Origin of the sequence: Herminiimonas sp., assembly GCF_030645555.1 — a bacterium.
GTDB lineage: Bacteria > Pseudomonadota > Gammaproteobacteria > Burkholderiales > Burkholderiaceae_D > Oxalicibacterium.
This window is the reverse complement of sequence record NZ_JAUSME010000219.1, coordinates 1-11,702: the sequence shown is the minus strand read 5'-3', so window position 1 is coordinate 11,702 and position 11,702 is coordinate 1. Positions and strand designations below refer to the sequence as shown.

Below are 11,702 nucleotides of genomic sequence, written 5' to 3'. Positions count from 1 at the left end.
TTCTGCTATCCGCGTATCGAAGCCGGCCAGCCTACCGTGTGTTCCGAAACCTGCGTAGGCCGCATCCGTTATCTGGGCGTGCTGCTGTATGACGCCGACAAGATAGAAGCGGCTGCTTCGGTGCCGGATGTACAGGACCTGTACGAAGCACAACTCGGTGTATTCCTGAATCCGCACGATCCGGCGATCATCGAAGAAGCACGTCGTCAGGGCATTCCCGATCTGTGGCTGGAGTCGGCAAAGAAATCGCCGGTCTACAAGATGGCGATGGAATGGAAGGTGGCGTTCCCGCTGCATCCTGAATACCGCACGCTGCCCATGGTCTGGTACATCCCGCCACTGTCGCCTATCCAGGCGGCAGCCGAGTCCGGCAAGATGGGCTTGAACGGCATCATTCCTGATACCAAGAGCCTGCGCATACCGGTGCAGTACCTGGCCAATCTGCTGACCGCGGGCAAGGAAGCGCCAGTGGTGCGCGCACTCGACCGCATGCTGGCAATGCGGGCTTACATGCGCAGCAAGACGGTCGACAAAGTCGACAACCTGACCGTGCTGGAACAGGTCGGGCTGACGCAGGCCGAGGTTGATGACATGTATCACATCATGGCGATTGCCAATTACGAAGACCGTTTCGTGATCCCAAGCAGCCACAAGGAAATGGCGGAAGACAGCTTCAACGAAAAAGGTTCTTGCGGCTTCAGCTTCGGCAATGGTTGTTCGGATGGCGTATCCGAACCTTCCCTGTTCGGCAAGAAGAAGCAGGGCTCGGCGATCTTTGTCAGCATGCCGAAGTCGCGCAAGAAGCGCGAATCCGAAGGCGTGTGAGCAGCAAGCCCTGACCCTGCAAATGGGTCAGGGAACACCAAGATAAAGGAATCACCATGAAACACTATCAAGTCTTGTCGGCGATGCTGCTCTACCCGGAGCCCATCCTGCTCGACAGTCTGGACGACCTGGAAGCGATGCTGGATGATACGCCAGCCTTCCAGACTTCGTTGCAGCCGCTGTTTTCCTACCTGCGGAAAGAAGATCTGATCGACCTGCAGCAAAACTACGTTGCCACCTTCGACCGCAATCCATCGCATTCGCTGCATCTGTTCGAGCATATACACGGCGAATCGCGTGACCGCGGCCAGGCGATGGTTGACCTGATGGAGGAATACAAGAAGCACGGGCTGGAAATGACCGGCGACGACCTGCCGGATTACGTGCCGCTGTTTCTTGAATTCCTGTCGCAACTGGAGACAGAACAGGCCGGGCCGATGCTGGGCGATGCGGTGCATGTGCTGGCGCATATAGGCCGCAAGCTGGCTGGCAATGGCAGTCCGTATGCCGGCGTATTCGAGGTGCTGCAGCAGTTGAGCCCGGTCACCGCCGAGGAATTGTCGGAGCCACCGGTGCGCGACATGGATGAGGCGCTGGAAACTTTCGGCCCCGGCGTCGATGGTGTCGAGCCCTTGCTGAAAACCTTTGCAGGCGGACCGCAACCGGTCAATTTCTATCCGAAGGCGGCGGTGCGCACGACAGCCGCGAGCGTTGACTGATCGTATCGAACTAGGAGTCTAAAAATGAGTTACCTGCATCAATTCGTCTTCGGGATCTATCCCTACATCGCCCTGGCTATCTTCCTGCTGGGTAGCCTGATCCGTTTCGACCGCGAACAGTACACGTGGAAATCGGATTCCAGCCAGCTGCTGCATAGAGGCAGCCTGCGCACCGGCAATATCCTGTTCCACGTCGGCATCCTCGGCCTGTTCTTTGGCCATGCAGTCGGCCTGCTGACTCCGGTCTGGGTCTGGGATGCGCTCGGCGTCAGCCACACTGCCAAGCAACTCGTTGCGATGGTCGCCGGTGGCGTGATGGGCGGGCTGTGCCTGGTCGGCATCGTGATCCTGCTGGTGCGTCGCTTCACCAATGAGCGCCTGCTGGCTGTCACCACCTTCAAGGACAAGATCGTGATGCTGTGGATACTGGCCACGCTGCTGCTGGGCCTGACCTCGATCTATGCTTCGGCTTCGCATACCGATGGCCACATGATGGTGCAACTGATGAGCTGGGCGCAGCATATCGTGACCCTGCGCGGCGATGCAGCGCATTTCATCATCGATGCGCCGCTGATCTTCAAGCTGCACCTGTTCATGGGCATGTCGCTGTTCGTGATCTTCCCGTTCACCCGCCTGGTGCACGTATGGAGCGGCTTTGGCGCCGTCACGTATCTGGGCCGCGCCTTCCAGCTGGTGCGTCGCCGCTGAGACTGAACATCAGATAAATTCAAGCTACATTCAGGAGAAATATCATGGGCATATCCGTCAACGGCATAGACATTCCAGACGCTGCGATCCAGCAGGAATTGCCACACCATCAGCACGCCGGCAATCCGCTCAAGCAATCAGTGCATGAAGTGGTGTTGCGTACCGTGCTGCTGCACGAAGCCGACCGGCTGGAGATAGCAGCAGGGGATGACGATGCACGCATAGAAGCGCTGTTTGCACAGGAAGTCCATGTGCCGGAAGCCGACGAGGCGACCTGCGCGACCTTTTACCGCAACCAGCCGCAACGCTTCACCAATGGCGAAATGGTCGAGGCGCGCCACATCCTGTTCCAGGTGACGCCTAGCGTGCCGCTGGAACTGCTGCGTGAAACCGGCGAAGCGGTGCTGGCCGAATTGCGTATCCATCCAGAACGCTTTGCCGAACTGGCGCGCGAATATTCGAACTGCGCCTCCGGTACGGTAGGCGGCAATCTGGGCCAGTTGATGCGCGGGCAGACAGTGCCGGAATTCGAGGCGCTGGTGTTCCGCCTGCCAGCAGGCGAATTGGCCGACCGTTTGCTGGAGACTCGCTTCGGCTTGCATATCGTGCAAGTGTTGCGCCGCATAGAAGGCAAGGTCGTTCCCTTTGAAGCCGTCAAGGCCCAGATAGCCGACAACCTGTCGCGGCAATCATGGCAGCGCGCAGTGCATCAATACATGCAGATACTGGTCGGCCGCGCCGATATCCAGGGCGTGATGCTGGAAGGGTCGGAGACGCCGCTGGTGCAATAAATCCGTTGCGTCTTTTGACGTCCTGTAGTTTTCCAAGAAAACCAATGAACATCACACTCAAGACCAGGCTCGGCCTGGTCATAGGATTCCTTGCGCTCGTCAGTATGGTGGTCGGGCTGCTGGGCTTGAATGGCATGAGCGGCTCCAACGATCGCCTGCAGAATGTTTACCAGAACCGTACCGTGGCGCTGGCAGATATCTCGCTGATCGACCGTTTACTGGTCAGTAACCGCCTGGCTCTCTCAGAAGCGCTGCAAAATTCCAGCGCTGAAAAAGTTGCCGCCAATACGGCACTGATAGAAAAAAATGCCGCCGAAATCACGCAAACCTGGAACCGTTACATGGCCAGTGGCCTGCTAGCCGAAGAACAGAAACTGGCCGAGCAATTTGCGATCGACCGCACCCGCATGGTGAAGGAAGGCTTGTTCCCCGCCGCCGCCGCATTGCGCGCAGGGCAGGTCGACAAGGCGCTGCAATTGCAGGAGCAGTTTCAAAAACTGGTGCCGGCAGTACGCAGCGGCATCGATGCGTTGCGCAAGCTTCAGGTCGAGGAAGCCGGCAACGCCTACGCATCTTCGCAACAGCGTTATGCCTCCATCAGGAACATCGTCATAGCCGTGATTGTGGCGAGTGCGATCGCGGCCATTCTGGTCGGCTACTTCCTGATCCGCGGGATTTACGCGCAGCTGGGCGGAGAGCCATCGTATGCGGCGCAGATAGTGCGCAGCATCGCAGCCGGCGACCTGACCGTGCCTGTGCTTACCGTCCAGGGTGATTGCAACAGCCTGCTGGCAGCGATGCAGGGGATGCAGGAAAACCTGGCAAAAACCGTCGGCAATATCCGACGCTCCACCGATACCATCGCCACCGCCTCCGGGCAAATCGCTGCCGGCAACCTGGATTTGTCTTCGCGTACCGAACAGCAGGCCAGCTCACTGGAAGAAACCGCATCGTCGATGGAAGAACTGACTTCCACCGTCAAGCAAAATGCCGACAATGCGCGTCAGGCCAACCAGCTGGTTGTTTCCGCCTCCGCTGTTGCCACCCGCGGTGGCACGGCAGTGGCGCAAGTGGTCGCGACCATGGGTTCCATCAACGAATCGGCGAAGAGAATAGTCGACATCATAGGCGTCATCGACGGTATCGCGTTCCAGACCAATATCCTGGCCTTGAATGCCGCAGTCGAAGCGGCGCGCGCCGGCGAGCAGGGGCGCGGCTTTGCCGTGGTCGCGTCCGAAGTGCGCAGTCTGGCGCAACGTTCGGCTTCGGCAGCCAAGGAAATCAAGACGCTGATCGGTGACTCGCTCGAAAAAGTCGATGCCGGCACAGTGCTGGTCGACCAGGCGGGTAGCACGATGAATGAGGTCGTCGCCAGCATACGGCAAGTGACCGACATCATGAACGAGATCAGCACCGCCAGCCGGGAGCAGACTGACGGCATAGAACAGATCAATCAGGCGATAGGCCAGATGGATCAAGTCACGCAACAGAATGCAGCGCTGGTTGAAGAAGCCGCCGCCGCGGCTGAAAGCTTGCAGGACCAGGCTCATGATCTGGTGCAAGTCGTGAGTATATTCAAGCTGGATGCTGCCATGCCGAATCAGCAGCTTGCAGCGCCACGGTTGCCTGCGCTCAAGCAGTATTCCATGCCGCGTTCAAAACCGGCCATCGCCGTGTCGCAGCGCAAGCAACTGGCCGTTGCCGCAGGTGATTGGGAATCATTCTAAAAATACTCATATCAAAATGCAGGCGATGTGCAAAAAGGCACAGGAAATCCATCGATTTCCTGTGCCTTTTTTACATACATTTTGTTGTGTCACTGATACAAAACGGCTACGCCTGAATGACTAGTGACTTTAGGTCGGAAGAGTCCGCTACAGAGGCAATTGCACCAATAAAATGTATTGATGGCCGCATCAAGCAAGCTCGAAAAATTCCTTACGGGCAAATAAAGCATATTAGTATTGCATAAGCATGTACGCATATAAATTTACGACATGGAAGACAGCATATACATGCGATAGCAGCATGCATGTGCTGACAGATAAGCAACATCCACGATACACAGCCGCAAAGAGCTGACCATAAATAAATTGGAGTCTAGAGCATGAATGATCACACGCCATCGAAACCGTTCAAGTCGCTGACGAACACCTTGGCCGTCACTGGTTCTATCGCCATCCTGGCGGGGACTGTCGCCATACTCGGCATTTTTTACGCACTGGCGCAACCGCATCAACAACGCAGCACGGCACAGTACGCGCAAGCCAAGGCATCCTCGATTGCGCAGGCAGTCGACATCTTTGACCAAACCATGCGCCTGAGCGCAGAAAATGCCTATGGCGGATTTCGCCGTCAATTCGATGCGTCGCTGATACTGAGCGATGAAGCCGGCGGCACGCTGACCAATGCCGGTCGCGTAGTCAATAACAATACCGTCGAGGTCGATCGTTTTGTGCAGGATTTCCCGGGTGGGAATGCGACGGTTTTTGTCGCCCAGGGTGAGGATTTCAAGCGGATTACGACTTCGGTTAAAAAAGAAAGTGGCGAGCGCGCAGTTGGCACGCTGCTGGATCGCAAAAGTCCGGCCTATGCCGAGGTGCGTGCAGGGCGCAAGTTTGTCGGCCGCATCACGCTGTTCGGCCGTCCCTTCATGACCGTGTATGAACCGATCAAGGATGCAGCCGGACGCATCGTCGGCATACTGTATATAGGCCTGGATATTTCAAAACAGCAAGTCTTCCTGCGCGAAGCGGTGGATAAAACCAGGCTCTTTGAAACCGGCGGACTGTACATTATCGATCCGCGCGGTGGCCCAGGCAATGCGACGCTGATTTTCCATCCATCTGCCGCCGGAAAAAAACTCGCCGAGATCCTGCCCAAGCAGGGAGAAGCATGGCTGGAAAGGCTGTCGAGCAACAGCAGCGAACGCATCGATCACGCGCCCTCAGTGCTGAAGCCTGAGCTGGATGCGGAGTATTTTGCCAGCGTCGCCAAGAGCCAGGAGAGCGGCTGGCTGGTCGTCGCCGAAGCACCGCAAGCAGAGGCGATGGCCCCCTTGCACAAGCAAATGATCTGGCTCGGCGGCTTCATCGTCGTCGGCGCCGTGCTGCTGGGGCTGGGCTTGATGGTATTCATCCGGAGGACTGTGCGACCGCTGGGGATTTTGAGCGAGCATGTGCAGGCGATAGGCCGCAGTGATCTGTCGCAGCCTATGGATTCGACGCGCCGGGATGAAATCGGCGTCATTACGCGTGACGTGGAATCGATGCGCCAGGGACTGGTGACGAGCATGCGCACGGTGCAGGCCGCCACTGAAAGCATATTTACCGCTTCCGGTGAAATTGCCAGCGGCAATCTGGATCTGTCGGGACGCACCGAAGAACAGGCCAGCTCACTGGAAGAAACTGCTTCTTCGATGGAAGAGCTGACCTCCACCGTCAAGCAGAACGCCGACAATGCACGCCAGGCCAACCAGCTGGCAGTGTCTGCCTCCGACGTCGCAGTCAAGGGCGGCGCAGTGGTGTCGCAAGTGATAGCTACGATGGCCGCCATCAACGGTTCATCGAAAAAAATCGTCGACATTATCGGCGTCATCGATAGCATCGCCTTCCAGACCAACATCCTGGCGCTCAATGCGGCGGTCGAGGCAGCGCGCGCCGGCGAGCAGGGCCGCGGCTTTGCGGTAGTCGCATCCGAAGTGCGCAACCTGGCGCAGCGTTCGGCGGCGGCGGCCAAGGAAAGCAAGACCCTGATCGACGACTCGGTCGACAAGGTCGGGGTCGGTACCCAGCTGGTAGACCAGGCCGGAAGCACGATGACCGAGGTAGTCGATAGCGTCAAGCGGGTGACCGACATCATGGGCGAGATCATGGCTGCCAGCCAGGAACAAAGCGCCGGCATAGAACAGGTCAACCAGGCGATCAGCCAGATGGACCAGACTACGCAACAGAATGCGGCGCTGGTCGAAGAGGCTGCTGCGGCGGCAGAGAGCTTGCAGGATCAAGCCAGCAAACTGGCCGAGGTCGTCAGTGCCTTCAAGCTCAGCGCTAGTGGCGGAATGTCTGCGACGCATGCGACGACTGCCAGAACGCAAGTCGCGCACCGTGCACCGAAAATGCTCGGATCAAGCAAGTCCTGAAGCACTGCGATGCATGCAATCGTCACGCATGCATCGCTTGCTGCCTGATTAGTGTTTGGATAATGCGGTTCAGGCAATGTGATTCCAGCAATACAGTTTCAGCAACACGAGTCCGCAATGCCTTCTGGCCCATGCAGTGCTATGGGCCAGAATTGCGTTTGGGCAGCCGCTTACGCGCGTCATCTGCACCTAGACCGAAATGACTAGCAATCTTAGTCTGTCATGCCAGCAGTCAGGCGCGCCGTCGCTGTTTACAATCGATGCATGGACAATTTTCGCGGAGTCAGCAGATGTTAAGCGACCGGTTTGGTCGATCCATCGAGTATTTGCGTATATCGGTAACGGATCGTTGTGATTTGCGCTGCACCTACTGCCTGCCCAAAGGCTTCAAGGGTTTTGAAGAGCCGCAGGACTGGCTGACTTTTGACGAAATCACGCGCCTGGTTGCCGCCTTTGCCCGCCTGGGCACCTCACGGATACGCCTGACCGGCGGCGAACCGCTGTTGCGGCGCAATCTGCCGGAACTGGCAGGCCGCATCGCCGCCTTGCCCGGCATACGCGATCTGTCGCTGTCGACCAATGCCACCCGGCTGGATCGCTATGCACCGGCGCTGAAGGCGGCGGGCGTGTCGCGCATCAATGTCAGCCTCGATTCGCTGGACCGCGAACAGATGAAAAGCATTACCGGACACGACAGCCTGCCCAAGATCATGGCCGGACTGATGGCCGGCAAGGCGGCCGGCTTTGCGCCTATCAAGATCAATATGGTGGCGATGCGCGGCGTCAATGATGCGGCGATCGACGACATGGTGGCATTTTGCATAGAGCAGGATTTTGTATTGCGGCTGATAGAAACGATGCCCATGGGCGCCACCGGCCGTGACACCGGATTTCTTGATCTGGGACCGATACAGGAGCGCCTGCAACAGAAATTCAATTTGCAGGCGCAGGCGCTGGAACTGGGCGGCGGGCCGGCGCGCTATCTGACGACGGCCGACGGCAGCGCCAGCATAGGTTTCATCACGCCGATGTCGCAGCATTTCTGCGCCACCTGCAACCGCGTGCGGCTGGCGGTGGATGGCACGCTGTATCTGTGCCTGGGACAGGAAGAAAAATTCGAGTTCCGTCCATTGCTGCGCGACGGCGCCAGCGATGCGGAGCTGGAAGCCGCAATCCGCTTGGCCATAGAATTGAAACCGCAAAAACACGAATTCCGCGAGCAGCCCACCAAGGTCGTGCGCTTCATGTCGCAGACCGGCGGCTGAAACGGCAGCAGGGTGCGCGACAGGCAAGCGATTTGCCTGCATACTCGCCAGTAACATGGTTCCTTTGAACCGACATCGCTACGCAAGGCAATCAATATGGCACCCAATATCATAGGCATCGCCGGCTGGTCCGGCAGCGGCAAGACGACCTTGCTGGAATATCTGCTGCCGCGGCTGGCTGCACGCGGCTTGTGCGTCAATGTGATCAAGCACAGCCACCACGATCTGGTGCTGGAAGCGCCGCAAAAGGATAGCGCGCGGGCGCGCGCGGCGGGGGCGGTGGAAGTGCTGGTCGCCTCGCCATTCCGTTTCGCATTGATGCATGAATTGCGCGGCGCGCCTGAGCCGACACTGGCGCAGCACGTCAGCCGCATGGCGCCGGCCGACCTGACGCTGGTAGAGGGCTACAAATGGGAGCCCATACCGAAGATAGAAGTGCATAGACCCAGCCTGGAGCAGCCGGCTCTTTACCTCGACAGCCCGGATATCGTGGTGGTCGCCAGCGATGTGGCGGCGCCGGATAATTTGCCGCAGGGATTGACTTGGCTGGATCTGAACCAGCCGGAACAGGTGTTGCAATGGCTGCTGGCCTATATTGAAAAATAGGCAGCGATTGCGATGCAGACTGCCTGAGCGCGTATACCTTGATCTATATCATGCCGCGGTCGCGCCGACTTCGCTAAGCTTGAACCGTCAGAACAATCAGAAGGAATAGCGATGCAAACAGAAATCATGAATGTGAACGGCATGACGGGTGAAGCCTGTGCCGACAAGGTGAGTGCGGCCTTGCTCGCCATTAATGGCGTCAACGATGTCACTGTCTCACTCGCCGTCAGCAAGGCGACCGTGAAATTCGACGAAGAATTGACCTCGCAGCAGGAATTGCAGGCGACGCTGGCACGTGCCGGCTACGGTATAGAAGTCGCACCGGCGGCCAAAAAGGCGGGCGGTTGCTGTGGTGGTTGCGGTGGCGGTGGTCACTAGGATTTAAATCCAGTCCCGGTCGGTGCCGGGCTCATCTGCAGTCTTTTGCAGTCACGCCTTTCCTGTTAAATGGAAGGGCGTTTTTTATTGGCGCCGGCGTTTTACTTGTCGTTGGCAGCGCCGGTCACGCCGTGCCCGACTGCGAAGATGGCGGCCTGCACGCGGCTTGTCAGATGCAGTTTTTTCAGGATGTTTTGCACGTGTATCTTGACCGTGCTATCCGCCACGTCCAGCGTGCGCGCAATGATCTTGTTGCTTTCGCCTCTGGCCAGGCAGGCGAGGATATCCTTTTCGCGCGGCGTCAGCTTGTCGAGTTCGGAACGGGCTTCGGTACGCTGGCCGGCATGCTGCAATTGCGCAATCAGCTTGGCCGTCATCGATTCGGCGACCACGGCTTCGCCGGCGGCGGCGCGCTGGATCGCGCGCACCAGGTATTCGGCATCGATATTCTTGATCAGGTAGCCGCGCGCGCCGCTTTGCAAGGCTACGCCCAGGTCTTCTGCATCTTCCGATACTGTCAGCATGATGACGGCGGTATGCGGGCAATCCTGCAGCATCAACTGCAGGGTTTGCAGGCCGGAGATGCCGGGCATGTTCAAGTCCAGTAACACCACGTCCGGCTGCAACTGCTTGGCGCGCTTGATGCCTTCCACGCCATCCGAGGCTTCGCCGACCACGGAAAATTCAGGATAGCGCTGCAGCAGCGAACGTATGCCGCTGCGAAACAGCGTGTGATCGTCTATCAGCAGCACGCTGATGACCGGTGCTGCAACGGTATTCTGTTCTGTCATTTTTTCTGTCTCGCTGCTCATATCGGTTCCTGTAGGCTAGGCTGCACGGCGCTGTGCATGCGCAAGCTGCAGCAATACGGTGGTGCCCTGTTGCGGCTCGGATTGCACGTCGAAGGTGGCGTGGATGCGCTGCGCCCGTTCGCGCATGATGTGGATGCCGACGTGGCTTTCGCCTTTTTGCAGCAGCGTTGCGGCATCGAAGCCGACGCCATTGTCCCAGATCGAGAGGTTGAAATCCTTGCCATCTTCCATCTTGATTTCCACTTTATCGGCGAGCGCATGCTTGCGGATGTTAGACAGCGCTTCCTGCACGATGAACATGATCTGCAATTGCTGCTCATGCGGTAGCGGCGCGCCAGTGCCGCTGGCGCTGAAGTCGACGGCTATGCCAGCCTTGCGGCGGAATTTGTCTATCGTGCTTTCCAGCGAGTTGACCAAATCGCCCTTGACCAGGCGGCTGCGGAAATTCAGCAGCAATTCGCGTATGTCTTCGTAACTCTCGTTGACACCGGCGCGCAGCGCCGGCACGATTTCAGCGACTTCCTTGAGCCGGCCTTTTTGCAGCGAGTCATCCAGCATCTGCACCTGCAGGTTGAGGAAAGTCAGGCCCTGCGCAATGCTGTCGTGCAAGCCTTGTGCCACCAGGTTGCGCTCTTCCGAAATCGCCATTTCGCGTTCGCGCATCGCCAGCCTTATATTCTCGATCGCCACGCCCAGCAAATTGCCTAGCGTATCGAGCAAAGCCTGTTCATGCTTGCTGAATGTCTTGGCCTGGCGGAAATGCAGATTGAAAAACCCGAGGTATTGTTCATGTGCATACAGGTGGAAGATGGAAACGGAGGCAAATCCTTCGCGATGGCATTGCAGATTGCGCGTTTCATCCATTTCATCAAGGTTGTGCACCATTGAAATTTTTTGCTCTACCGCTGCACCGCACAGGCAATCGCCAACTTTCAGACAGTGCTCGGATTCCACCAGTTCCTGGGAGATGCCTTTGTGAACGACCATATGCATATGGCCGCGCGCTGCTTCCAGCACGCGTACCGAGCCGCCATCGGCCTGGAAATATTGCATGATGCGTTGCAGGAAGCCGTCGCACAACGCTTCCATCGGTTGCGGCCGCTGCAGGAAGGCGGCGCTATCGTAGAGCAGGGCGAGTTCGCGGTTCTGGTCTTCCAGCGTGGCGGTTTTTTGCTTGACCCGGTTTTCGAGACTGTTGTAGGCGGTTTCCAGCCGGTCCGCCATCTGGTTGAAGCCTAGCGTCAACTGGCCGAATTCATCTTCGCTTTCGACCTCCAGCCGTACGCCGAGATCCCTTTCATTCATCCTCTGCATGCCTTCCTGCAAGCGCGTTACCGGCTCTATGATCAGCATGAACATCAGGTATATCATCATCACGGTGCCGATCAGCGCCATCGCCACCAGCATCAGTTGCGACGAACGCAGCCAGAAGGTGCGATTTTCACTATCCTGCTCTA

Annotated in this window: 10 protein-coding genes and 1 pseudogene; 9 read left to right on the top strand and 2 right to left on the bottom strand. The window is 57.9% G+C overall.

From position 1 onward, the window contains the following. From narH to Q7T06_RS08640, 9 genes and pseudogenes are all read left to right on the top strand, one after another. Positions 1–825, top strand: a pseudogene (narH, locus tag Q7T06_RS08680) (nitrate reductase subunit beta); the annotation flags it as partial. A 56-nt stretch (positions 826–881) separates the two neighbouring features. Further along, positions 882–1,544: a nitrate reductase molybdenum cofactor assembly chaperone gene (gene narJ, locus Q7T06_RS08675; protein WP_304783537.1), complete on the top strand. Its 663-nt coding sequence runs from the start codon at positions 882–884 to the stop codon at positions 1,542–1,544. 24 nt (positions 1,545–1,568) lie between these two features. Further along, on the top strand, positions 1,569–2,252 hold the full coding sequence (narI, locus tag Q7T06_RS08670) for a respiratory nitrate reductase subunit gamma (protein WP_304783532.1): 684 nt from the start codon (positions 1,569–1,571) through the stop codon (positions 2,250–2,252). 44 nt (positions 2,253–2,296) lie between these two features. Then, positions 2,297–3,043, top strand: coding sequence for a peptidylprolyl isomerase (locus tag Q7T06_RS08665; RefSeq protein WP_304783527.1), 747 nt, complete (start codon positions 2,297–2,299; stop codon positions 3,041–3,043). Between the two features lie 44 nt (positions 3,044–3,087). Beyond that, positions 3,088–4,770, top strand: coding sequence for a methyl-accepting chemotaxis protein (locus Q7T06_RS08660; protein WP_304783525.1), 1,683 nt, complete (start codon positions 3,088–3,090; stop codon positions 4,768–4,770). Between the two features lie 380 nt (positions 4,771–5,150). Beyond that, on the top strand, positions 5,151–7,184 hold the full coding sequence (locus Q7T06_RS08655) for a methyl-accepting chemotaxis protein (RefSeq protein WP_304783522.1): 2,034 nt from the start codon (positions 5,151–5,153) through the stop codon (positions 7,182–7,184). A gap of 290 nt (positions 7,185–7,474) precedes the next feature. Further along, the gene (moaA, locus tag Q7T06_RS08650; RefSeq protein ID WP_304783519.1) at positions 7,475–8,449 is read left to right on the top strand and encodes a GTP 3',8-cyclase MoaA; all 975 of its coding nucleotides are present in this window, start codon (positions 7,475–7,477) and stop codon (positions 8,447–8,449) included. 96 nt (positions 8,450–8,545) lie between these two features. Further along, positions 8,546–9,055, top strand: a complete 510-nt coding sequence (gene mobB / locus Q7T06_RS08645; protein WP_304783516.1) for a molybdopterin-guanine dinucleotide biosynthesis protein B — start codon at positions 8,546–8,548, stop codon at positions 9,053–9,055. A gap of 111 nt (positions 9,056–9,166) precedes the next feature. Next, the gene (locus Q7T06_RS08640) at positions 9,167–9,433 is read left to right on the top strand and encodes a heavy-metal-associated domain-containing protein (protein WP_304783513.1); all 267 of its coding nucleotides are present in this window, start codon (positions 9,167–9,169) and stop codon (positions 9,431–9,433) included. Positions 9,434–9,534: 101 nt separating this feature from the next. Here the strand turns inward: Q7T06_RS08640 and Q7T06_RS08635 are convergent, their stop codons facing one another. After that, complete coding sequence (locus tag Q7T06_RS08635) at positions 9,535–10,245, bottom strand: response regulator (RefSeq protein ID WP_304783510.1); 711 nt, start codon at positions 10,243–10,245, stop codon at positions 9,535–9,537. A 15-nt stretch (positions 10,246–10,260) separates the two neighbouring features. Then, a partial coding sequence (locus Q7T06_RS08630) for a histidine kinase (protein WP_304783507.1) occupies positions 10,261–11,702 on the bottom strand: 1,442 nt, incomplete at its 5' end.

Coding starts and splice junctions, on each gene's coding strand:
- narJ (WP_304783537.1), top strand. CDS start 882: ATGAAACACTATCAAGTCTTGTCGGCGATGCTGCTCTACCCGGAGCCC.
- narI (WP_304783532.1), top strand. CDS start 1,569: ATGAGTTACCTGCATCAATTCGTCTTCGGGATCTATCCCTACATCGCC.
- Q7T06_RS08665 (WP_304783527.1), top strand. CDS start 2,297: ATGGGCATATCCGTCAACGGCATAGACATTCCAGACGCTGCGATCCAG.
- Q7T06_RS08660 (WP_304783525.1), top strand. CDS start 3,088: ATGAACATCACACTCAAGACCAGGCTCGGCCTGGTCATAGGATTCCTT.
- Q7T06_RS08655 (WP_304783522.1), top strand. CDS start 5,151: ATGAATGATCACACGCCATCGAAACCGTTCAAGTCGCTGACGAACACC.
- moaA (WP_304783519.1), top strand. CDS start 7,475: ATGTTAAGCGACCGGTTTGGTCGATCCATCGAGTATTTGCGTATATCG.
- mobB (WP_304783516.1), top strand. CDS start 8,546: ATGGCACCCAATATCATAGGCATCGCCGGCTGGTCCGGCAGCGGCAAG.
- Q7T06_RS08640 (WP_304783513.1), top strand. CDS start 9,167: ATGCAAACAGAAATCATGAATGTGAACGGCATGACGGGTGAAGCCTGT.
- Q7T06_RS08635 (WP_304783510.1), bottom strand. CDS start 10,245: ATGAGCAGCGAGACAGAAAAAATGACAGAACAGAATACCGTTGCAGCA.